Origin of the sequence: Thermanaerovibrio velox DSM 12556, from assembly GCF_000237825.1 — a bacterium.
Taxonomy (GTDB): Bacteria; Synergistota; Synergistia; order Synergistales; family Synergistaceae; genus Thermanaerovibrio; species Thermanaerovibrio velox.
In genome coordinates, this window is record NZ_CM001377.1 from 494,428 (window position 1) to 515,438 (window position 21,011).

Sequence of the window (21,011 nt, forward strand, 5' to 3'; positions counted from 1 at the left end):
GGGATCCTTTGAACGGAAGAGGGTTTTGTTGAGGCCATGTCGGTTGACTTCGATTCTTTCAACAGCATTCAGCTGGATGCCATAAGGGAGGTAGGGAACATCGGGGCCGGCAACGCCGCCACGGCGCTCTCCAAGCTTTTGGGCAGGACCGTGGACATGGACGTGCCGGTGGCGGAGCTCGTGTCGGTGTATGAGGTAGCCCAGCACTACGGTTCTCCCGAGGATCTCGCCTGCGGGGTCCTCATAAGGGCGGACGGGGAGTTCTCCTGCAACCTGATATTCCTAATGTACGAGGAGGAGGCCTCTGCTCTGGCGGATCTTCTCATATCCATGGATTTGAGCTCCATGGAGGAGGAGGTCAGGCTGCAGATCAGGGACAGTGCGTTGGCTGAGGTGGGGAACATAATCCTTGGGGCTTTCTTGAACGCCCTTTCCAGCATGACCGGCTGGGCCCTCCCGGTGTCGGTGCCTGCGGTGGCCCATGACATGCTGGGATCCATAATGGACGTGGTGGCCGCCATGTTTGGCATAATGGGGGACACCGCCTTGTTGGTGAAGACCACCCTCAAGATAATAGATTCCGACACGGAGGCGAAGGGGATGGTCATCATGGTGCCGGATCCCGGTTCCCTGGAGCTTCTGCTTCAGAGATTGGGGGTGCTCTAGCCCATGTCGTCCTCCGCTATACACGTAGGGATGGCGGATCTGGTGGCGGTTAGGCACCCGGCCACCCTTATAACCTTGGGGCTTGGTTCGTGCATAGGTTTGGTGATATACGACCAGTCCTCCAAGGTTGCCGCTATGGCTCACATAATGCTGCCGGACAGCAGGGATGCCAAGGAGGTCCTGAAGCCCGGGAAGTTTGCTGACACGGCGGTGCCTCTCATGATGGACAAGCTGAGGGATCTTGGGGTCAACAAGTCCCAGCTGAAGGCCAAGATGGCGGGGGGAGCTCAGATGTTCAACATCCCCGGCAAGGAGAGTTCGCTGCTTGCGGTGGGGCAGAGGAACGTGGAGGCCACCACCGCCATGCTTGCGAAGTTCGGGGTTCCCCTTGTGGCCTCCGACGTGGGGGGGAACAAGGGGAGGAGCGTGGAGTTCTCCACCGATACTTGGGTGCTGTTGGTGAAGACCCTTGGCACCGGTGTCAAGGAGCTGTAGGTAAGTTTAACCGTCATGATGGAGGACAGGATCGAAGCGAGCCCTGGAGGCGACATGAAGGGGTCGGTTCCGGAGAGCCTGGTTAACCTGATCCCCTCGGACGTGGTGGAGGACCTAGCCAACCTCCTTGGTTGTTCCAGGGAGAGCGTGTTGAAGGCCATATCCGCCTCCGGGGTGGATCAGGAGAGGGCGGTGGCCATGCTCATGGCCGCAGCTCCCACTTACGTGGCCGTTAAGGGCCGTTTTGAGACCCGCCGCAGGGGGGACCTGCAGGGGGTCTTTTGTTACGTGGCCAACGGGGTTACCGGTGATGTGTTGGACCTCAGTTTCTGGGTGGGTTCGGGTGGTGTGCCGGACTCCTTTGACGTGTCCGCCGGATGGGAGGCGGTGAGGTCCGCCATAAGGTCCCTGCCCCCATCCCCGGACAGGGGGGCCTACAGGCAGTTGGAGGGGATCCTTGAGCGCATGTTCCCCCCCACCGCGCTGAACACCCTTTTCAAGGACCCGTCCACCGCGGGCGCAAAGACTCAGGCGTTTAAGGAGGCCTTGTCTCAGGCCTTTAAGTTGGACATGCTGTGTTCCATTGAGGTTGAGAGGTTCCACCGGATCCGTTTGGAGATGTCCCCCCTAGGCAAGCCCAAGGAGCCGCAGCCGGAGGAGCCGAAGGCTGGGGGTGAGAGGCCAAAGATCACGGAGATAACCCTCCACTGCAAGCCTCAGCTGGATCCCGTTAGGGGGAAGAGCGTGGGGGATTTGAAGGTAGGGGATCTCATCCCGGTGGACTTGGACGATGTCAGTCCCGTGGGACGCCTTATAAGTCGTTTTGTGGCCCGAGCGGGCAGGAGGGTGGAGTTCCCGGTGGAGGCGATTGAGCCGGCCAAGGGGGGCGACGCGGTGGTTAAGCTTGCGGTGTCCGAGGGGATAACCGCGGTCTTCAAGATGTCCAAGGACATGAAGATAAGGGTTGCCCAGGAGCCCGTGGTGGCCCCCAAGGGGGGGCCTGGGCTTCCTCTGGTGGTCCTGGCGGCGGCGATTGGGCTTTTCGTCCTGGTCCTGATGCTGGTTCTCAGGGGGTGAGAGGGTTGTCGATGGAGTCCCCTGATCGTGATTTATGGGAGGATTACATGAAAAGCCCCTCTCCGGAGAACCGGGAGAGGCTTGTGAAGCGGTACCTTCCGCTCGTCAAGTACGTGGCCTTGCGGATGGCGGTTACCCCGCCTCCGGGGTTGGATTACGATGACATCTTGAGTTTTGGAGCCATGGGACTTCTAGAGGCCCTGGACAGGTTTGACCCATCCAGGGGTTTTTGTTTCCAGACCTTTGCGGTTCCACGGATCAGGGGGGCCATACTGGACGAGTTGAGGCGTTACGATTGGATATCTAGGAACGGAAGGGAGAAGCTTCAGCGCCTTGAGAGGGCCATGGAGGAGCTGTGCGCCATGGGGGTTCCCCAGGAGGATGGGGCCCTAATGGAGAGGCTTGGGATGGACGAAAAGAGTTACAGGGAGCTGCTGGAGATAGCCGGAAGATGTTATCTGGTTTCATTGGACGAGGTCCTCTCCCTTGAGGAGGGGGAGGTCAAGAGGGACGGTCTTTTGGAGGATCCATCTCCTTCCCCCGCCGAGGAGGTGGAGCGCAGGGAGGAGATTGAGAGGGTTCGAAGGGCCCTTGAGGAGCTGCCGGAGCGGGAGAGGATGCTTCTTTCCCTTTACTACGAGGAAGGGCTTACGCTCAAGGAGATAGGTGCGGTGTTGGGGGTTACCGAGTCCAGGGCCTCCCAGCTGCACGGCAAGGCCATAGGTATGCTTCGCTCCAGGCTGTTGTAGCGTCGCGGTCAAGTTTTGGCAGGGGGGTGTGGCGGGTTGGAAGGGGCGTTCAGGCTTAAGGTCACTGATGAGGGCATATTCCTGGCGGTTGCGCCGGAGGGGGATGTGACCCTCTCTGACGTGGTGGCCCTCCTGAAGGAGCGCCGGATAGAGGACTATGACGGCCAGGTGGTGGCCAAGGCGGTTCAAGATCGGACCGGCGAGATGGTTAAGATCGCGGACCGTAAGCCGGAGCTTGATAGGCCTGCGGAGGTGGAGATCAAGATCTCCGAGGACGCCATGAGCTGCTCAATCCGGGTGATACCCCCGTTGGGTCCGCTACCCCTGCCGAGCGTGGAGGATTTGGAGAGGTTTCTTAAAGAGCACGGGGTGGTGGAGGGCGTAAAGCGCCAGGTTCTTGAAGGGCTCTCCCAGGGGATGCACCTCCGGCAGTGGGTGGAGGTGGCGAGGGGCCGTGAGGTGGTCCACGGCAAGGATGCGGTCATAAACTACAAGATAGATCTTCAGCGCCTTAAGCCCAAGGAGACCGGTGAGGGCAGCCGGGTGGACATGAAGGACCTTGGCACGGTGATAAACGTCCTCAAGGGACAGGAGCTGGCGGAGAAACTCCCGCCGGTCCAGGGCACCGACGGCATTACGGTCATGGGGAAGCCGGTGAAGGCCCAGGTGGGGAAGGACAAGAACCTTCCCGCGGGGCCCGGTACGGAGCTTTCGGAGGATCGGATGCACCTTTATGCCGCCCAGGACGGACACGTGTCGGTGAAGGACGGCAAGCTCTGCGTGTCCCCGATCTTCGAGGTCAAGGGTGACGTGGACTACGGGGTTGGTAACATCCAGTTCGTAGGTCCCGTGGTGGTTCACGGTTCCGTCCGGGAGGGTTTCTCCGTCAAGGCCGGAGGCGACCTCTTTGTAGAAGGGGTTGTGGAGGGGGCGGTGCTTTCCTGCGAGGGGGCCATGAACCTCAAGGTTGGGGTTAGGGGGACCGGCAAGGCGGTTTTGGAGGCCAAGGGGGACATAAGGTGTCCTTACATAGATCAGGCCAAGGTGGTATCCGGAGGCGACGTTTACGTGTCCGAGGCCATAACCCACAGCCTGGTGTCCGCCAGGGGGACCGTGGTAGTCCAGGGTAGTAAGAAGGGTCAGATAGTTGGGGGCAGGGTTCAGGCGGGTGTCGAGGTGGTATGTGAGACCTTGGGCAGTGACATGGGCACCAGGACCGAGGTGGTCGTGGGGGTCCCTCCGGAGCTCATGGAGGAGAGGAAGAGGCTCACCGAGGCCCTTAAGGAGCTCAAGGGCAAGATGGCGGAGGTGGACACCAACCTGGGGTATCTTAAGAAGATGGAGGAGCGGAACCTCCTTGACGATCAGAAGCGGGCCCTCATGGTGAGGCTCACCAGGGCGAAGTTTCAGCTGCAAGGTCAGATCTCCATATCGGAGGGTCGGCTTAAGGCCATAGAGGAGGAGATGGAGCGGAGCAAGTCGGTGGGCAAGGTCCGGGTTAAGGGGGTCTGCCACAACGGGGTGGTGGTGTCCATAAGGGGCATGAACTACATAGTAAGGGATGACCAGCGCTTCGTGACCTTCCTGGTGGAGGAGGGGGAGATCCGGATAAAGCCCTTCGACTATTAGTTGGGGGGTGTTCGTGGTGTCCTTGCGGCCGGTGGATTGGCATCTTTCCATGTGGAACTTGGAGCAGAGGGCCCAGGAGGGGCCTAAGGACCCGGCCTCCATTGGGGCCCTTGCGGCCCGGCAGGTGGAGGTGGAGAAGCGTCGGGAGGAGGAGCGGAGGCGTCTTCAGGAGGCCTCTAGGGCGGCCTCCCAGCGGCCCCTAGAGGCCCCGGAGGAGAGGGAGTCCGGCGGACGCGGTGGGCGCAGCGGGACCCGCAAGGGGGGAAAGCCCCGGGAGGAGGAACCCAAGGGGTCCGGCGGCACGTCCTTTGAGGTCTACGGTTGATGTGTCCAGGCGGTCTTTGCCGTTGTGGTCCCTGGGGCTTTAGCGGCTTCGATCCCGGCTGGATGGGGGAGCGTAGATCTGTGATATATAGGAATATATAGTCAGAAGGGGCTGTTTGATTTATGTCTTCCGGTTTGACCGCCGGCTACATGGTGGTGGAGGAGCGGGATGGTCTGTACCTTGGGGCCGCGTTGGTGGTGGATTCCCGCGGTGTGCCCCTGGACTTTCGGTACACGGAGCCTCTGCGTCCCACCAAGATAGAGAGGATCCTTTACGGTGGGGCCTTGGAGGTGTACCTGAGGGAGGACGTGATAGTGAAGAGCCTGGCGGAGGCGGTGGAGGCCAAGCCCGCCATCTGGATAGTAAGGGATCCGGAGTTGTTGGCGGCGGTTCGCCGACACGGAAAGGTGTTGGCGGCGTCGTTGGAGGGGACCTCCAACGCGCCTCTGGATAGGGTGGGGCACGTGGAGATGCAGGGGGAGTTGGAGTTCCTGCTTCAGGTGGACCCCATAAGTTCTCCCTTGAGGGTGACGGTGACCAGGGATCAGGTGCAGCAGGTAAAGAAGTTGTCCGAGAGCCTGGTGTCCCTTGGGGAGACCATGGAGGTTTTAGAGCCCTTTGGTCGGATAGCCAGGGCTTTGGAGGCCCTGAGGGATGAGCCTATCTGATGGAATCCATCGAAGGGTTAGTAAGGGTTTTAAACCGACTCTTCCTCGGCAGGGTGAGGGTTAGGTCCTGGGGCGGGTCCCAGGGGTGTGAGGTTTTGAGCCTTAGGGCTGATCGGGGGGTCTTGGTTAAGTCCATGGGTTTGGTCCCCCGGGTGGTGGAGGCGTCCTTCGTCCGGTGGGGCAGGATGCGGGTAGGTACCCCTGGGCGTTGGCTTTTTGATCCCAAGGCGGTGGTGGTGGCTGGGGGGCTTGAGGGATACGATGCGGTTGTTAAGGCCGTTCCTTTTAGGTTGCGTGGCCGGGTGGAGAGGGGTTTGGAGAGGGTTATTGACCTTCCCCAGGAGCGGGCCAATAGGGTGAGGTATTTCCCCCTGGAGATCAAGGGGGCTAGCGTTATGGCTGTGTTCTACCCTATAATCAAGGGGCTTGTGAAGCGGAGCGTTTTGGACAAGAGATCTGGGAGGTTGCTCCTTTGGTATCGTGATGGGGTATCCTCGGAGAGGCCCGCTCGGCTCCTCATGGTGAGGGTCTTTGGGGCGGAGGATCCGGTGAGGTGGATATGGCTTTAGGTTTCCCCCTGGTGGGAGAAGACGATAAAACTGGAGGGTCGAGCGGCACATGGTGGAAGACAAGACGGTAATGGCTGCTGCTGGGGTGAACGTTGGAGACGTGGTTACTGGGACGGTGGAGCACATAGCTCCCTACGGGGCCTTTGTGAGGCTTGAGAACGGACAGAAGGCCATGGTGCACATATCGGAGCTTTCCCACGGCTACGTCAAGAAGGTGGAGGACGTTCTGGAGCTTCAGCAGAAGGTCACCGCCAAGGTGATCAAGATCGATGAGAGAGGGCGGATAGACCTTTCCATAAAGGCTTTGAAGCCCCGGGAGCCCAAGCCTCAGCAGCGAAGCGCCGGTGGTCAGGAGATGGACTTCGAGAAGAAGCTGTCCATGTTCTTGAAGGCCAGCGACGAGAAGATAGCCGACCTCAACAGCAAGATGAAGGACTCCCGAGGGGGGAAGAGGAAGACCGGAAAGCGATGACCTTGAGGGTTCTGGTGCCGGGGGGCGGCTGCCCCCCGGTTTTCTACGTTCCGAGGGATCATCTTCGGGTACCTTGGGATTACCCCGCCAGGATCAGGGATCGGTCGGTGGTGAGGGGGTTTTGTGCACTCTGCAGCTGGGGTTTCCCAAGGGTGTTATTGTGCGGCCCGGTTTCCAAGAGAGGGCCGTTCCCCACCACCTTTTGGTTGGTATGTCCTTACCTGATGGACCGTTGTTCCCATCTGGAGTCCTCCGGCGGGGTTGCCCGTTTGGAGGCCCGGATGGAGAGGGATATGGAGGCCATGAGGGACTATCACCGGATGCACCGGATGGTGCGGAGGGCCCTGCTCACTCCGGCGGAGTGGTCTATGATAAGGGCTAGGGCGGAGCTGGCATATCCCATATTGGGCAAGGGCATGGGGGGTACCGATTTCTCCGGGGTTTTTGGTGCCAAGTGCCTTCACCTTCAGGTGGGGTCGTTCCTTGGGTTGGGTTATCATCCCTTCGGATCGCACCTTTCGCTGGAGGTGGGGGACATGTGCTGTCCCGACGGGAGATGCGGCTTGTCCCGAGGGGCGATGGAGCGGGGGTGATGTTTTTGTGGAAGGGTCGTTTCAAGGCTGACACGGACCAGCGGGTTAGGGATTTTACCCAGTCTTTGGACCTTGACTGGTGTCTTGCGGAGGACGATATAAGGGGCAGTCTTGCCCACGCCAAGATGCTGTGTGAGGTGGGGATAATAACCCGGGAGGACCTGGTTTTAATAGAGAGGGGTCTTAACGAGATCTTGGAGGAGGTAAGGTCCGGACAGTTCGTGCCGGATCCAGGCCTGGAGGACGTGCACATGAACGTGGAGGCTCGTCTTACCGCCAAGGTGGGGCCCTCGGGGGCTAAGCTCCACTCCGGCAGGAGCCGGAACGACCAGGTGGCCACGGCGGTTCGGCTTTACCTGAGGCGCCGTCTTAAGGATCTGAAGCTGTCGTTGGGGGGGCTTTTGAAGAACCTGCTGGAGCTTTCGAGGAGGCATGAGGACGTGATAGTCCCGGGTTATACCCACCTGCAGCAGGCTCAGCCCATAAGCCTTGGGCACTACTGGATGTCCCATTTCTGGGCGTTCCTCAGGGATGGGGAGAGGCTGGACTTTGCCCTTAGGTCCCTGAGGCTTTGTCCATTGGGGGCTGGGGCCCTGGCGGGCTCCACGCTGCCGCTGGACCGGTTCATGACCGCCCGGGAGCTGGGTTTTGAGGGGCCCACGGAGAACAGCTTGGACACGGTGGCTCAGAGGGACGTGCTTTTGGACGTGCACTACTTCTGTCTGTCCTGTGCGCTTCACTGGAGCAGGTTGTGCGAGGATCTCATCATATACGCCTCTCGGGAATTCGGGTGGATGGACCTGCCGGACCAGTTCTGCACCGGCTCGAGCATGATGCCCCAGAAGAAGAACCCGGACGTGTTGGAGCTGTCCAGGGGTAAGGCCTCCGGGGTGTTGGGGAGGTTTGTGGATCTGGCTTGCATGGTTAAGGGGTTGCCATTAACTTATAACCGGGACCTTCAGGAGGACAAGCGGGGGCTTTTCGAGAACCTGAACGTTACCCAATCGGTGCTGTCGGTGCTGTCAGCCCTGCTGGAGGGGGTGCAGGTGGACCCGGATAGAGGGGTCAAGGCGTTTGAGGATGGTCTTGCCCTGGCCACCGATGTGGCGGAGTACCTGGTCATGAGGGGAGTGCCCTTCCGGGAGGCCCACGAGAAGGTGGGGAAGCTGGTCCGCTGGTGCGTGGACAACCAAAGGTCCCTGCGGACCCTCGGCATTGAGGAGATAAGCCGTTTCATCCCGGAGGCCGCGGAGGACCTGCTGCCCCTTTTGGACGTTAAGGCATCGGTGGACAGGCGGACCACCTACGGCGGCACCTCCCGGGAGCAGGTGAGGCGGCAGCGGGAGGAGGGGGAGCGCAGGCTCTCCGCCTGGCTTTCGGATTCGGAAGTCCCCCTTGACTAGTCGGTTTTTTTAGGTACAATCAACCGATGTGGCGAGCCGTTAGCTCAGTTGGTAGAGCACCGGACTTTTAATCCGGGTGTCGTGGGTTCGAATCCCACACGGCTCACCAGCTGGCAAGGGGCCCCGGGCCTGGGGTTTGGGGTTCCCGTGGGTCTACGTCGTTGGTTGGAGGTCATGAGGTCCCATCGTCTAGTGGTCTAGGACACCGCCCTTTCAAGGCGGCGGCACGGGTTCGAATCCCGTTGGGACCGCCACTTTCATCGTTTATCTGCGTCGCCGGTGTAGCTCAGCAGGTAGAGCAGCGCACTCGTAATGCGCAGGTCGGCGGTTCGAGTCCGCCCGCCGGCTCCAGGTTTCAACCCCCTTCCTGGTGAAGGGGGTTTGTTTTTTACCCGGGAAGCATTTTTACCTTGTTCTGTGGAGGTGATCTCTTGGTCTGCAGGATATTGTTGGTTCGTCACGGCAGGACCTCTTGGAACGTCCAGTACCGGTACCAGGGGCGCACGGACGTGCCCTGTGACGAGGAGGGTTTGAGGCAGACGGACCTTGCGGCCCGTAGGATCCTGGCCTGGTCTCCAACGGCGGTCTATTCAAGCCCCCTGGTGAGGGCCCGCTGCCTGGGGGAGGCCGTTTCTTCCCGGTCTGATCTGGAGCTTTTGGTGGACCCGAGGCTAACGGAGATGGACTTCGGCCGTTGGGAGGGTCTTACGGTGAGCCAGATAGAGGAGGCCTTCGGGGAGCAGTACAGGCTTTGGCGGTCCGATCCGTTTGGCAGGACCCCTCCCGGGGGGGAGGATGCGGATTCCATAAGGGGACGGCTGGAGGACTTCGTGGCTTCCTCGGGCATCCTGGAGGAGGAGCGGGCGGTGGTGGTCTCCCACGGCTACGCCCTGCGGGTCTTGCTGGGGGTGCTTTTGAGGGTGAGGGACCTCATGGTGTTCTGGCACTTTAGGATGGACAACTGTTCGTTCACCGGGGTTGACGTGTACGGGGAGTTCCGGATGCTCAATTTCGCTAACGACAGGCATCACCTGATGGGGAACCCCTTGGCTCCGATCGGAGAGTGAGGGGCCTTTGTGGTAGAATTTCCGTTGAGGTTTTCCCAAGTTTTAAGGGCCTGCGGCCCGGATGGGGGGTGGTCCCTTGTCTTCGGGGCCCTTGGTGGAAGGTGAATCTCCGGAGGTTGAGCGGGATCTCTGGGAGAGGGTGAGGTCCGGCGACGAGGATGCCCGGGAGGAGGCGATCCTATCCATGAGGCCCATGGTGTTCTGGCTGGCCAAGCGGATAGGTGCTCCTGGGGTTCTTCAGGATCTGGTTCAAGAGGGCATGGTGGGCCTCATAGAGGCGGTGGACAACTTCGATCCCTCCAGGGGGCTTAAGTTTTCCACCTATGCCTACTACCGGATAAGGGGGAGGATGATAAACTTCCTCACCCGGGTGGAGGCCCCCTCCCCGATCCCGGTGGAGGACTCGGTGCTGGAGGAGCGCACGGTTCCCCTTATGCCCGGTGTGGATTCGGTGGACTGGGCGGTGGATCTGGAGCTTGCCATGGGAATCCTTTCGGATAGGGAGAGCTCGGTGGTTCGCGCCCTGGTGCTGGAGGACAGGAGCGCCAAGGAGGTGGCGGAATCCAAGGGGTTGGACGTGAGCTATATCCACAAGATAAGGCGCAGGGCCCTGGCGAAGCTCCGGGAGGTTTTAGGTCACGGGGCCACTTAGGACCTTCGGTTCGGGATAACTTCAGGTGATAGGTATCCCGGGGGGGTTGGTGATGCTTCTGTGAGCTTAGAGCTGGAGGTTCGTTTAAAGAGGGTGAGGCGCTGGCTGGATCGTCTTACGAGGGCGGTTGAATCCTCCATGTGGGAGAGCGCCGCGGCGGAGAGCCAGTGTCTAGAGGCGGAGGTCCGGTCCTTGCGGGAGCACCTTTGGGGGTTAGCGGCTGGGGTGGTGCCCAGGAGATCTCCCTTGAGGCCCTTTGGACTGGGCATGGCGCTGGGTTTGTCGCTGATCCTGGCCACCGGGGACCCCGTATCGCTTAGTGATATGGGACCCTGGGGGCGCGGTTTTAGGACCTCCTTGGGGTCTTCGGAGAAGCTTGCGGCTAGGCCCTTGGGGGATCAGCCCCGCGAGGCTGTTCGGCGGGAGGTCCAGGTGGTGCCTCCGCCGGTGGTCCCCTTGAGGCCCGCGGAGGCGGTGGGGGCGGACCGGTCCCGGGGTGAGGGGGTGCCTCATAAGGGCAAAAGCCTTGCAGTGGACCCGGGGGGTAAGGCTTCGGGGCCTGGGAAGCGGTCCTCCGATGTTAAGGTCCCCGCGGCTTCCGGGGTGGGCGGTTCTACGGTTTCCCTTGAGGAGGCCATTATGCTTTTGAGGGCGGGGCAGAGGGCTTTGGAGGGCCAGTGATCCGGCCCTCGGGGGTTATGGGCGTCCCTTGAGGTTCGTGGTGTGCTTGTTTTGCTTCCCCGTTGCCGGCCTTTTCGTGGGTTAGGGGGGAGTGAAAAGACAAAACCGAGAGGATGTGGTTGACCCGTGAGGGTGTGGCGGAGTTTTTTATTCCTCTTTGTCTTTCTCGCGGCTTGTGCGATCCCCGCTTTCGGGGATGAGGGTGTCGCCATAGTGTCCCTTGACGTGGAGGGGTTGGATAAGACGGTTCCCTCTTACGTTTTGGGGGTGGTTTCCTCCAAGGTTGGGGAGGTGGTGAGCCCGGACAAGCTGGACAGGGACAGGGAAGCGGTGTATGACCTGGGGTTCTATGAGACCGTGGACTACCGGGTTGAGGACGTTCAGGGGGGTGCCCGGGTGGTATTCCAGGTGAAGGAGAACCCGGTGGTGCAGGCGTTGAAGTTCAAGGGCAACTCCGCTTACCGGGAGGAGGAGTTGAAGGTCCTCTGTTTCACCGCTCCGGGGAACATATTCAACCGGGTGTTCTTTAGGAACGACCTTCAACGCATCACCGACAAGTACCGCAAGGACGGTTACGTTATGATGCGGGTCCAGGACGTGGAGATAAAGGACGGGGTAGTGGAGGTGACCATACTGGAGCCCCGGGTGGGGGAAGTGGTCATCCAGGGCAACAAGAAGACCAAGGACTACGTCATCCGCCGGGAGATCAAGATCGCCAAGGGGGACCTCTTCAACGCCACGGTTTTAAGGCACTCCCTGAACCGTCTGCAGGCTAAGGGGTACTTCGAGGACGTGAGCGTTGGGTTTGAGCCCACGGAGGACCCGGGGGTGATGGATCTAATAGTTACCCTTGAGGAGGCCAAGACCGGGAAGCTTGGGCTTTCCATCGGGCATGGCAGCCAGAGCGGCTGGAGCGGGGGGTTGAGCTTCCAGGACAGCAACTGGCAGGGTTTGGGGACCAACCTTTCCGTGGGTTTTGAGCTGGGGGACAACGAGCAGTACTGGGGGTACTACTCCCAGCCCTACATGGATCAGGACACCTATTCGTGGAACCTGGGGGTCTACAAGAAGAAGTGGACCGATTACGACTACTACAAGAACAACGTTTGGAAGTTCACCTACGACCAGGAGAAGACCGGTGCTTACATCGGGGCGGGGAAGAAGTTCCGGGGCAACGATCAGCTGAGCTGGTTCGTAACCCTGGACTGGCACAAGGTGGATAACGTGATAACCTCCGGGGATGCCACCGATGAGGAGAAGCGGGAGCTGGAGGATGGGTCCAACGCGTCGGTGACCGTTAGCGTGACCAGGAACACATTGGATCCTTACCTGTCTTATCCCAAGGGTGATGTGGAGACCCTTAACTTCGAGAAGGGTTTTACCGGTCTTGGTGGGGATTGGGACTACACTAAGTACTGGCTTGAGGCTCGGTACTATGCCCCGCTGTTCAAGCTGATGGAGTACCTGGACTTTGGTTCCAAGGGGGAGGACAACCCCTTGCTGTTCGCCCTGCGGGCCCGGGCGGGTTGGGGTGAGGGGGACGTGCCATGGGGGGAGATGTACGTGGTCGGGGGAGCCAACTCCCTGAGGGGTTACAAGGACAACTACTTCCGGGGGGAGGAGATGTTCCTCCTCAACGCGGAGGTTCGGATCCCCATGGACGACAACATAAGCCTGGTGTTCTTCTACGATGCCGGCAAGGCCTGGAAGAAGGCGGACAACCAGGGCATGGACCTTTCGGATCTTTCCAGCTCCAAGGGGATAGGCATAAGGGTGAAGACCCCGTTGGGGAACATGCGGTTGGATTTCGCCCAGGGAGACGATGAATCCAGGACTCATTTCGGGTTTGGGGACATGTTCTAGCCTCTCATTTAGGGCTTGGGGGGTTAGTCTCCTGCGGGGGGCTGCGGCTCTTGCCGCGGCCCTTCTTTTGGCCCTTGGGGCTCCCTCCGCGGCCTTTTGTGCGGACGTCTTCGTCCATGGGGTTCCCGGCTGGCTCGCCGAGGGGGTATCCAGGACCGTTTCGGCGGTCTGGGACGAGATGGGGGAGCGCCGGTCCGTGGAGGAGCGGCTCAAGCTGTTGGACCTGGTGTGTTCCCGGCTGTTCGAGGGGTATGCCTTTTCGTCCGCCTACAGGGACGGTGGTTTGGAGGTCCGTTTGAGGCCTCTGGAGAGGGTTGTTTGGTCCGTGGACGTGAAGGCCGGCGAGTGGAGGGAGCCGGTTGACCGTTGGCTTAGGGAGGACCTGGGAGCCCTTAAGGAGCGTCTTCAGGGGGAGGTAGACGGGGTCCCCGGGGAGGCGTTTCTGTGGGGCAGGAGGTACCTGGAGGTCCTTCTGGCCTCGTTGGCCCGAGAGATGCTTCCCGGTTGGAGGCTGGAGGCGTCCCCCGGTAGGGGGGTGTTGGAGGTGAGGGCCTATCCTTCCCAGCCGCTGGTGTTGGCGGTGAACCCCCGGATGAGGTCCTCCACGCTGCCGGCGGTCCTCATGGACCGGGTGAAGGACGAGATATCCATGGGGGCTTCGGCCTTCGTGGGGCTTCCGGTGGAGTATCTTCGATGGAAGGCCGGTGAGGCCGCATCGTATGTAAGGGGGCTTGCGGAGTCCGGGGACAGGGAGGAGGCCCTATGCCTTGCTGCCAAGGTGGACCTGAAGCCCGCTCCCTTGGGGGAGATGGACGTAAGGGTTGACAGCAGGAGGTACGTCATATGGGCCTGGGTGGCGGCTCACGCCGGATCTGACCAGAGGTCCAGCGAGGGGGGGCTTCACCTTGGAAGGAGGGTCCAGATATTCCCGTCCTGGGACATGGAGGCCTACGGGGAGTGGGTGCTTGACGGGAGGGATCTGTCCCTGGAGAGCCGCTGGGGGCTCCGGTGGCAGGTGATGAGGTACCTTTGGGCTGGGGTGGAGCTGTCGTACCCGGGGGCGGAGCTGTTCTTCCGGGTTGACACGGAGCTTCTGGCGGACGACTTTTACTGGTACGCCGCGTGGGGGGATGGCGGTCGGCGCCGGGGGGGGTTGGGCCGTCGGGTGTCCGAGACCTTTTCGGTGGAGCTTTATTACGATTCCGGGGACGAGGATTCCCTGAGTTTGAAGTTCCTCAACAACCTGTGATCCGTTTCGGCGGGGCGGGTTGTGGAGAGGGCGAAAGTTTTCGTCGCATATGGGGGTGTGGTTCGCCTTGCTTCTTGGGGATTTAGCGGAGGCCATAGGGGGAAAGCCGGTGGGGGATCCTCTTCGGGAGGTGTCTGGGGTATGCGCTCCATCGGAGCCCGTGGAGGGGTGTGTGGTGTTCCTCAAGGATCCTGGCGTCAAGTTTGACCCTTCCGGGATGGACGTGGGGGTGGTGGGTTCCAGCGTTCCCCCTGGGGGCTGGGGGGTTGAGGTGGAGGACCTTGGGAGTGCCTGGATAAGGTGTCTTAGGTGTTTTGAGCCCCCCCTTGTGTTTGAGGGGGTGCATCCCACCGCGGTGATTCACCGGACTGCGCACATCGGGGAGGGGGTTCACGTGGGGCCCTACTGCGTGATAGGGGAGGGGGCCCGCATCGGGGACCGTTCGTGGCTGCAGGGTCACGTCTACGTGGGGCGTGGTGCCGTTCTGGGGGATGGGTGCGTGCTTTTCGCGTTCTCCGTGGTTCAGGACCGCTGCACCTTGGGTAATGGGTGCAGGGTGCACAGCGGGGCGGTGATAGGCTGCGATGGTTTTGGTTTTGTGGAGGGGCCTGGTGGGGAGAGGATAAAGGTTCCTCAGATAGGTACGGTTAGCCTGGGTGACCGGGTGGAGGTGGGGGCCTGTTCCACCGTGGACAGGGCCACCGTAGGGGTCACCAGGGTGATGGACGGGGTCAAGATGGATGACCACGTGCACGTGGCTCACAACTGTGTTGTGGGGGAGAACTCGGTCTTGGTGGCCTACGCGGGCCTTGGGGGAAGCTCGAGGCTTGGGAGGTCCGTGGTCATGGCGGCCCAGTCCGGGGTGGGGGATCACGTGGTCCTTGGGGACCGGTGCGTGGTTGCCGCCCGGGGCGGGGTGGTTAAAGATCTTCCCCCTGGGTCCTTCGTGTCCGGTTTTCCCGCCAGGGATCATCGGGAGGAGATGCGGGTGCACGGCGCCGTCAGGAGGTTGCCGGATCTCATGGAGAGGTTAAGACGTTTGGAGAGGGAGATGAGGGATCTCAAGGCCCTTTTGGGGGATGAGGGTTGATGAGCCCCTTGTCTTGCAGTTCCTACACCCTTGGGGAAGAGGTGTTGTTCCGCGGGGAAGGGCTTCACTCGGGGAATCCCTGCGAGGTGGTGCTCTTGCCCTTTGAGCGTCCGGGGATATGGTTCCATTCGGACCGAGGTCCGGTGCCCATATGGGAGGTGGGTTTCAGCGGGGGTTTCCGCCGCACCGTGGCGGTGGTTGGGGGTGTTTCGCTTCAGACCCTGGAGCATCTCACCGCGGCCCTGTGGTGTCTTGGGGTGGGGGGTGTGCTGGTAAGGGTTTTTGGGGGAGAGGTGCCCATAATGGACGGCAGTGCCCTGCCCTTTGCCCAGGGCATTTTAGGCTCCCGGGTGCCCTCTGATGGTTCATGCTTGGATCCTTTTGAGGTATACGCCCCCATATTGGAGGAAGATGCCGCCGCGGGGAGGCTCGCGGGGGTGTATCCCTTTGATGGGTTGAAGGTCCTGTGTCTTCTGGACTATCCCGGCACTCCCTTGGGGACCCTGTACCGGGAGGTGCTCGTGAATCAGGAGACCTTCCTTGAGCAGATAGCCCCATGCAGGACCTTCGGTTTCAGGGGTGAGGTGGAGGATCTTTTGTCCCGGGGGCTTATACGTGGAGGGGGTCTTCACAACGCCCTGGTTATAGACCGGGAGGGTCCCATTAACGGGGCTCAAGGCATTGACTTCCGGGAGGAGTGCGTGGGGCACAAGGTTTTGGATGTGCTGGGGGATCTGGCGTTTCTGGGGCGTCCGTTGAAGGGGGCGGTGGTATCCATGCGCAGCGGTCATGGTATACACCACCGGCTTGTGGCCCGGCTGAGGAGTCTTTGCCCTCTTCGCGGCGTGTTGTGATCGGCGCTGGGTCTTCCTCTTCCGCTGGATGCGGCGGCCATGTTGGTTGAGACGGATTTTTCCTTTTGCGGGGGGTTGATGGGATGGACATATTGAAGATAATGGAGTTTTTGCCCCACCGGTATCCGTTCCTTTTGGTGGATCGGATACTGGAGGTGGCAGAAGACCGGGTGGTGGGTTTGAAGAACGTCACGATAAACGAGCCTTTCTTCCAGGGGCACTTCCCTGGGGAGCCGGTGATGCCCGGTGTCCTGATACTTGAGGCCATGGGGCAGGTGGCGGCTTATTTGGTGTCCCGTCATCCCGGGCTGGAGGGGATGACGGCGTTTCTTACGTCGGTGGAGGATGCCAGGTTCCGGCGGCCCGTGAGGCCCGGGGACCAGCTGATAACGGAGGCTAGGATCCTCAAGATGAGGGGACGCATGGGGAAGGCCTCGGTGGTGTCCACCGTGGAGGGGGAGATGGCGGCTCAAGCGGTGCTTGGGTTTGCCCTGTCCAAGGCTTTGACGAAGGGGGAAGATTAGCCTTGTCGGTGCAGGTGCATCCAACGGCGGTGGTGAGCTCTGAGGCGGAGATAGGTGAAGGGGTAGTCATAGGTCCTTACTGCGTGATAGATGGTAAGGTCAGCATCGGGGACGGTACGGTGTTGGAGTCCTTCGTTAGGGTTTGCGACTACGTCAAGATAGGTCCCCGTTGTAGGATATACGACCACGTGACGCTGGGGAGGGATCCCCAGGACTTCGGCTTCAAGGGTGAGGAGAGCTGGGTTCGCATAGGGGCGGATGTGGTGATTAGGGAGAACGTGACGGTTCACCGGGCCTCTGGGGAGGGGAACGAGACGGTGGTGGGTGATGGCACCTACCTGATGGAGGGTTGTCACCTGGGGCACAACGTGAGGGTTGGGGCCCACTGTGTATTGGCCAACAAGGTGGGGCTTGCGGGGTACTCGACGGTGGGTGACCGGGTGACGATCGGCGGCATGGCGGGGGTTCATCAGTTCGTCAGCATCGGCAGGTCCTGCATGATAGGGGGTTTGTCGAAGGTGGTGAAGGACGTGCCGCCCTTTTGTCTGGCCGATGGTCGGCCTGCCCGGATCCACGGGTTGAACAAGGTGGGTCTTAGGCGTCAGGGTTTCTCCGCGGAGGATCGTTCCCGCATAAGGGGCATATACGATGAGCTGAGGACCGGTTCGTTGCCGTTGAGGGAGGCGCTTAGGAGCCTTGGGGAGCGGTTCCCGGATGACAGGTTTGTAATGGAGCTTTTGGAGTTCATGGGCAGGTGCAGGCGGGGATGGACCCCTTGGGCCCATCGGTGTGATTCTCCGGAGGAGTGAGCCTGGGGTGATACGGCTTTTTGTCATGGACGTGGACGGTACGCTGACGGACGGAGGGGTTTCATTTGACGTCTCCGGCACGGAGGCCAAGAGGTATCACATTCAGGACGGCATGGGGATAAAGCTCCTTCAGGCCAGGGGGGTGAGGGTGGCTTTTTTGAGTGGCCGCCACAGCGATTCCACTTCCGCTAGGGCCAGGGACCTTGGGGTGGATCTTTGTGTTCAGGGGGTTTCGAGCAAGCTCCCGGTTTTGGTATCTTGGGCGGAGGAGATGGGTATTTCGAGCCGCCAGGTGGCCTACATGGGGGATGACCTTCCGGACCTGGAGTGTCTTAGGTGGTGTGGCTTCGGGGTGGTCCCCTGCGACGGCCGGCCGGAGGCGTTGAGGGAGGCGGACTACGTTACTCCAAGCAGGGCTGGGTTTGGGGCTGTCAGGGACGCCTGTGACCGTATAATCCTTATGAACCTTAGGGAGGGGGAGGGTCGTCATCAGGGGCTTTAGGTTTGGCCACCTGGACCGGTTGGTGCTCCTTGAGCTGTTGGGTCCCTTTGCGTTTGGGGTTGGGGCTTTTACGGTGCTCATGGTGGCGGGGAGCCTGCTTTTTAAGATAGCGGATCTTGTGATTCAGCGGGGAGTATCCCTTGGGGTGGTGGTGAGGCTTTTCATATACTATCTTCCCGGTGTGGTGGTTACCACCATTCCCATGGGGAGTCTCTTGGGGGCCCTTATGGGTTTTGGGAAGCTGGCGGCCCACTCGGAGGTGGTGGCCCTTAAGGCCTGCGGGGTACCCTTTTCCCGGATGGTGAGGCCCGTGGTGTTGGCCGCGGTGTTGGCGTCGATTCTCACCTTTGTCCTCAACGAGACCGTGGTGCCATTGTCGGAGCGGGCGGCCAGGAACGTATTGGTCTACGAGGTCTTTAGGGAGCGGCCGCCGGAGTTCAAGGAGAGGATGTTCCTAAGGGAAGAGGGATCTCAGGGGCTTAAGCGGGTCATATACATGGACCGGATACGTCCCAAGGGTGGTCTGATGGAGGGGGTTTTGGTCCAGGAGTTCGACGCAGGTCGTCTTGCCCGTTTCGTGTCCGCCCCCAGGGCCCGGTGGGGAGGGGGCAAGTGGACCCTGGAGGACGGCAAGGTCTTTCAGGTGGGGCAGGACGGGGGTATAAAGTTCCTTTACTCCTTTAAGAGGGAGTCATTGCGGTTGGACGTGGAGCCCTCGAAGGTGGAGGCCCAATCCTCGGAGCCCAATCAGATGACGGTCTTTGAGATCGCGGAGCAGGTGGGCCTTATGGAGAAGCAGGGTGTTGATCCGGTGAAGCTTCGGGTGATGATGCATCTTAGGCTTGCGGTGCCCTGGGCCAGTTTGGTCCTGGCGGTGGTCGGGGCTTCCGCGGGGGTTCGTCCCCAGAGGTCCGGCAGTGCCGGGGTTGGTTTGGGGTTGAGCGTGGTCATAGTGTTCCTGTACTACGTGGTTCTCTCCTTCTGTCAGTCCTTGGGGGAGGCGTCGTACATGCCAGCGGTGGTCTCCGCCTGGGTGCCGAACCTGCTTTTCGGGGCCGCCGGGTTGTGGATGGTGCGCCGGGGGGACTGATCGGCGTTGTGGTGCGGTGGTCTTCGTTAAGGGTGTAAGAATAGGGTTCCGTTGAAGGGGGCTTGTGTGTCTTGGTGGTGGCGATTGTAGCCGGGGAGGGGGATCTTCCGGTTGAGATAGCCCGGCGGCTTACGGATCTTGGGGAGCCGCCGGTGATATATTCCTTCAGGGACTCTTTGGGGCCCCTGTCCAAGTATGCCCTGGAGGTGGTGCCCTTGCCCCGGCTTGATCTGGCGGGCACCCTTAGGGACATGGAGTCCCGGGGGGTTCAAAGGGTGTACCTGGCTGGGGTGGTTCCCAAGACGCTCCTTTATCAGCCCGCCATGTTGGATCACCGGGCCAAGGAGCTCGTGGAGGGTTTATCGGAGCGGGACGACCACAGCCTTCTAGGGGCGGTGGTAAGGGCCTTTGAGGAGGTCGGCATAGAGGTTGGTTCCTACAAGGAGCTGATAGGTGATCTTTTGGCCCCCTTGGGGCACATAGGTGGTCCAGAGCCTTTCCCGTGGCAGGTGGCGGACGTGGAGTACGGGGTCTTTGTGGCCAGCCGTCTGGTGGGGCTTTCGTTTGGTCAGACCGTGGTGGTTCACCGCCGGAGCGTGGTGGCGGTGGAGGCCATGGAGGGGACCGATGCGGCGCTTTTGAGGGCCGGGTCCCTCTGCAGGGGGGGGACGGTGGTTAAGATGATGAGGTTAGACCAGGACGAGCGGTACGACATTCCCACCGTGGGTCCTAACACCTTAAGGCGCATGGCCAGCGCCTCCCTCAAGTGTCTTGCGGTGGAGGCGGGGCGGACCATAATACTGGATCCCACGGTGTTCGTGGAGCTGGCCCGTCGGGAGGGCATATCTGTCCTGGGGGTGTCGGGTTGTCCGTCTTCGTGAGCTGTGGTGAGGCCTCTGGGGACATGTACCTTGGGGAGCTCACGGAGCGGCTTTTGGAGAGGGGTATTCGGGTCTTTGGCATGGGGGGTCCTAGGGTCTTGGGCGCCGGGGCCCAGGTCCTCTGGGACATGAGGGAGCTCCAGGTGGTGGGTTTTACCGAGGCCTTGGGGGCCCTGCCCAGGCTGATCAGGCTCAGGGATGCCTTGGTGCGGCATGTGATGGAGTCTCGGCCCCGGTGCGTTGTGCTCACGGACAGCCCGGACTTTCACCTTCCCCTTGCGCGGAAGCTTAGGAGCGTGGGTTACCGGGGCAGCATTGTGAGCCTGGTGCCCCCTGCGGTTTGGATCTGGAGGAGGGGGAGGGTGAGGGTTTTGAGGGAGCTTTTCGACCTTTGTCTTCCCCTGTTCCCCTTTGAGCACCGGTTTCTCCTGGAGAATGGGTGTAGGTCTTTCTTCGTCGGTCACCCCCTTTTGGAGACGGTGGAGGCGGTTGACATGCCGGACCTCTCGGGGGGGGTGGTGGCTTTTATGCCTGGCAGCAGGCCTGGGGAGTTGAGGCGGCATCTCATGCCCTTCGCGGAGGCGGCGGTGGGGCTTAGGGAGATGGGATACCGGCCGGTTTTCTCCGTTCCTGGGTCCATGCCCGAGGCCGATGCCGTTTGGGCGAGGGGTGTTTTGGAGGGCATGTCGCTCCCGTGGAGCTCCGAGAGGGGGGTGGACCTCATGGGGCGCAGCTGTTTCGTGGTGATGGCCAGCGGCACCGTGTCCCTGGAGGCCATGCTGGTGGGTCGTCCTGGGGTTGTGGCGTACAGGACCGGGTTTATCACCATGCTGCTGGCCAGGCTCTTGGTGAGGTCCCGGTGGTGTTCCCTTCCGAACATCCTCCTTGGCCGGGAGGTGTATCCGGAGCTGCTGCAGGGGGACGTGAGCGGGGAGGGGCTTTTGAGGGTCCTCCTGCCCCTTCTTAAGGGGCTTTTGGAGGGGGGCTGGAGTCGTTGGGCCCAGGCGTTCCTGGAGGGCCGCAAGGCCCTTGGGGAAAGGGGGGCCTTTGGGCTTTGGGCGGATCTTGTGGCGGAGAGGGCGGCTTGAGCTTGGGTAGGTCAT

24 protein-coding genes and 3 tRNA genes are annotated in these 21,011 nt (G+C 61.1%); all 27 read left to right on the forward strand.

Features of this window, described 5'->3' with window-relative positions; all coding sequences use genetic code 11:
* The first annotated feature begins 36 nt into the window (after positions 1-36).
* Positions 37-666 carry a chemotaxis protein CheC gene (locus tag THEVEDRAFT_RS02275; RefSeq protein ID WP_006583111.1) on the forward strand — a complete coding sequence of 210 codons (630 nt, stop codon included), beginning with the start codon at positions 37-39 and terminating at the stop codon, positions 664-666.
* Between the two features lie 3 nt (positions 667-669).
* Positions 670-1,161, forward strand: coding sequence for a chemotaxis protein CheD (locus tag THEVEDRAFT_RS02280; RefSeq protein WP_006583112.1), 492 nt, complete (start codon positions 670-672; stop codon positions 1,159-1,161).
* A gap of 15 nt (positions 1,162-1,176) precedes the next feature.
* A complete protein-coding gene (locus THEVEDRAFT_RS02285) occupies positions 1,177-2,238 on the forward strand; it encodes a hypothetical protein (protein WP_245522701.1) in 1,062 nt (353 codons plus the stop codon).
* 11 nt (positions 2,239-2,249) lie between these two features.
* A complete protein-coding gene (locus THEVEDRAFT_RS02290; RefSeq protein ID WP_006583114.1) occupies positions 2,250-2,987 on the forward strand; it encodes a sigma-70 family RNA polymerase sigma factor in 738 nt (245 codons plus the stop codon).
* Between the two features lie 36 nt (positions 2,988-3,023).
* Positions 3,024-4,616, forward strand: coding sequence for a flagellar assembly protein A (locus THEVEDRAFT_RS02295; RefSeq protein ID WP_006583115.1), 1,593 nt, complete (start codon positions 3,024-3,026; stop codon positions 4,614-4,616).
* A 16-nt stretch (positions 4,617-4,632) separates the two neighbouring features.
* Entirely contained in the window at positions 4,633-4,941 is a 309-nt protein-coding gene (locus THEVEDRAFT_RS02300; RefSeq protein WP_040825143.1) for a hypothetical protein, read from the forward strand.
* A gap of 122 nt (positions 4,942-5,063) precedes the next feature.
* Positions 5,064-5,609 (forward strand): hypothetical protein, encoded by a 546-nt coding sequence (locus tag THEVEDRAFT_RS02305; protein WP_006583117.1) that lies wholly within the window; start codon positions 5,064-5,066, stop codon positions 5,607-5,609.
* Entirely contained in the window at positions 5,609-6,178 is a 570-nt protein-coding gene (locus tag THEVEDRAFT_RS02310; protein WP_006583118.1) for a hypothetical protein, read from the forward strand. The genes THEVEDRAFT_RS02305 and THEVEDRAFT_RS02310 overlap by 1 nt, the downstream gene beginning before the upstream one ends.
* A gap of 49 nt (positions 6,179-6,227) precedes the next feature.
* The gene (locus THEVEDRAFT_RS02315; RefSeq protein WP_006583119.1) at positions 6,228-6,650 is read left to right on the forward strand and encodes a S1 RNA-binding domain-containing protein; all 423 of its coding nucleotides are present in this window, start codon (positions 6,228-6,230) and stop codon (positions 6,648-6,650) included.
* A complete protein-coding gene (locus THEVEDRAFT_RS02320) occupies positions 6,647-7,243 on the forward strand; it encodes a DUF501 domain-containing protein (RefSeq protein WP_006583120.1) in 597 nt (198 codons plus the stop codon). Before THEVEDRAFT_RS02315 ends, THEVEDRAFT_RS02320 begins: the two co-directional genes overlap by 4 nt.
* A gap of 5 nt (positions 7,244-7,248) precedes the next feature.
* Complete coding sequence (gene argH, locus THEVEDRAFT_RS02325; RefSeq protein ID WP_040825630.1) at positions 7,249-8,646, forward strand: argininosuccinate lyase; 1,398 nt, start codon at positions 7,249-7,251, stop codon at positions 8,644-8,646.
* Between the two features lie 33 nt (positions 8,647-8,679).
* Positions 8,680-8,755 (forward strand) — tRNA-Lys (locus THEVEDRAFT_RS02330).
* A 69-nt stretch (positions 8,756-8,824) separates the two neighbouring features.
* Positions 8,825-8,900 (forward strand) — tRNA-Glu (locus THEVEDRAFT_RS02335).
* Positions 8,901-8,921: 21 nt separating this feature from the next.
* Positions 8,922-8,997 (forward strand) — tRNA-Thr (locus tag THEVEDRAFT_RS02340).
* Between the two features lie 80 nt (positions 8,998-9,077).
* Entirely contained in the window at positions 9,078-9,713 is a 636-nt protein-coding gene (locus tag THEVEDRAFT_RS02345) for a histidine phosphatase family protein (protein WP_006583122.1), read from the forward strand.
* Positions 9,714-9,789: 76 nt separating this feature from the next.
* On the forward strand, positions 9,790-10,365 hold the full coding sequence (locus tag THEVEDRAFT_RS02350) for a sigma-70 family RNA polymerase sigma factor (protein ID WP_006583123.1): 576 nt from the start codon (positions 9,790-9,792) through the stop codon (positions 10,363-10,365).
* A 60-nt stretch (positions 10,366-10,425) separates the two neighbouring features.
* Positions 10,426-11,046, forward strand: a complete 621-nt coding sequence (locus THEVEDRAFT_RS02355; protein ID WP_006583124.1) for a hypothetical protein — start codon at positions 10,426-10,428, stop codon at positions 11,044-11,046.
* Between the two features lie 126 nt (positions 11,047-11,172).
* Positions 11,173-12,909, forward strand: coding sequence for a BamA/OMP85 family outer membrane protein (locus THEVEDRAFT_RS02360; protein ID WP_006583125.1), 1,737 nt, complete (start codon positions 11,173-11,175; stop codon positions 12,907-12,909).
* Positions 12,893-14,158, forward strand: a complete 1,266-nt coding sequence (locus THEVEDRAFT_RS02365; RefSeq protein ID WP_006583126.1) for a hypothetical protein — start codon at positions 12,893-12,895, stop codon at positions 14,156-14,158. The genes THEVEDRAFT_RS02360 and THEVEDRAFT_RS02365 overlap by 17 nt, the downstream gene beginning before the upstream one ends.
* Before the next feature lie 49 nt (positions 14,159-14,207).
* Complete coding sequence (lpxD, locus tag THEVEDRAFT_RS02370; RefSeq protein WP_040825146.1) at positions 14,208-15,248, forward strand: UDP-3-O-(3-hydroxymyristoyl)glucosamine N-acyltransferase; 1,041 nt, start codon at positions 14,208-14,210, stop codon at positions 15,246-15,248.
* On the forward strand, positions 15,248-16,102 hold the full coding sequence (locus tag THEVEDRAFT_RS02375) for a UDP-3-O-acyl-N-acetylglucosamine deacetylase (protein WP_006583128.1): 855 nt from the start codon (positions 15,248-15,250) through the stop codon (positions 16,100-16,102). Before lpxD ends, THEVEDRAFT_RS02375 begins: the two co-directional genes overlap by 1 nt.
* Before the next feature lie 83 nt (positions 16,103-16,185).
* A complete protein-coding gene (gene fabZ, locus THEVEDRAFT_RS02380) occupies positions 16,186-16,626 on the forward strand; it encodes a 3-hydroxyacyl-ACP dehydratase FabZ (protein ID WP_006583129.1) in 441 nt (146 codons plus the stop codon).
* A gap of 2 nt (positions 16,627-16,628) precedes the next feature.
* The gene (gene lpxA, locus THEVEDRAFT_RS02385) at positions 16,629-17,435 is read left to right on the forward strand and encodes an acyl-ACP--UDP-N-acetylglucosamine O-acyltransferase (RefSeq protein WP_006583130.1); all 807 of its coding nucleotides are present in this window, start codon (positions 16,629-16,631) and stop codon (positions 17,433-17,435) included.
* A gap of 7 nt (positions 17,436-17,442) precedes the next feature.
* Positions 17,443-17,937, forward strand: coding sequence for a KdsC family phosphatase (locus tag THEVEDRAFT_RS02390; protein WP_006583131.1), 495 nt, complete (start codon positions 17,443-17,445; stop codon positions 17,935-17,937).
* Positions 17,938-17,959: 22 nt separating this feature from the next.
* Positions 17,960-19,027, forward strand: a complete 1,068-nt coding sequence (locus tag THEVEDRAFT_RS02395; protein ID WP_245522702.1) for an LptF/LptG family permease — start codon at positions 17,960-17,962, stop codon at positions 19,025-19,027.
* A 71-nt stretch (positions 19,028-19,098) separates the two neighbouring features.
* Positions 19,099-19,908, forward strand: coding sequence for an LpxI family protein (locus THEVEDRAFT_RS02400; RefSeq protein ID WP_006583133.1), 810 nt, complete (start codon positions 19,099-19,101; stop codon positions 19,906-19,908).
* Positions 19,893-20,996 (forward strand): lipid-A-disaccharide synthase, encoded by a 1,104-nt coding sequence (gene lpxB, locus THEVEDRAFT_RS02405; RefSeq protein ID WP_006583134.1) that lies wholly within the window; start codon positions 19,893-19,895, stop codon positions 20,994-20,996. The genes THEVEDRAFT_RS02400 and lpxB overlap by 16 nt, the downstream gene beginning before the upstream one ends.
* Positions 20,997-21,011 lie beyond the last annotated feature (15 nt).

Excerpts from the sequence above, each read along its gene's own strand:
- lpxD (WP_040825146.1), top strand. The coding sequence starts at position 14,208 with ATGGGGGTGTGGTTCGCCTTGCTTCTTGGGGATTTAGCGGAGGCCATA.
- THEVEDRAFT_RS02275 (WP_006583111.1), top strand. The coding sequence starts at position 37 with ATGTCGGTTGACTTCGATTCTTTCAACAGCATTCAGCTGGATGCCATA.
- THEVEDRAFT_RS02310 (WP_006583118.1), top strand. The coding sequence starts at position 5,609 with ATGGAATCCATCGAAGGGTTAGTAAGGGTTTTAAACCGACTCTTCCTC.
- THEVEDRAFT_RS02290 (WP_006583114.1), top strand. The coding sequence starts at position 2,250 with ATGGAGTCCCCTGATCGTGATTTATGGGAGGATTACATGAAAAGCCCC.
- fabZ (WP_006583129.1), top strand. The coding sequence starts at position 16,186 with ATGGACATATTGAAGATAATGGAGTTTTTGCCCCACCGGTATCCGTTC.
- THEVEDRAFT_RS02315 (WP_006583119.1), top strand. The coding sequence starts at position 6,228 with ATGGTGGAAGACAAGACGGTAATGGCTGCTGCTGGGGTGAACGTTGGA.
- THEVEDRAFT_RS02305 (WP_006583117.1), top strand. The coding sequence starts at position 5,064 with ATGTCTTCCGGTTTGACCGCCGGCTACATGGTGGTGGAGGAGCGGGAT.
- THEVEDRAFT_RS02320 (WP_006583120.1), top strand. The coding sequence starts at position 6,647 with ATGACCTTGAGGGTTCTGGTGCCGGGGGGCGGCTGCCCCCCGGTTTTC.
- THEVEDRAFT_RS02285 (WP_245522701.1), top strand. The coding sequence starts at position 1,177 with ATGATGGAGGACAGGATCGAAGCGAGCCCTGGAGGCGACATGAAGGGG.
- THEVEDRAFT_RS02280 (WP_006583112.1), top strand. The coding sequence starts at position 670 with ATGTCGTCCTCCGCTATACACGTAGGGATGGCGGATCTGGTGGCGGTT.
- THEVEDRAFT_RS02375 (WP_006583128.1), top strand. The coding sequence starts at position 15,248 with ATGAGCCCCTTGTCTTGCAGTTCCTACACCCTTGGGGAAGAGGTGTTG.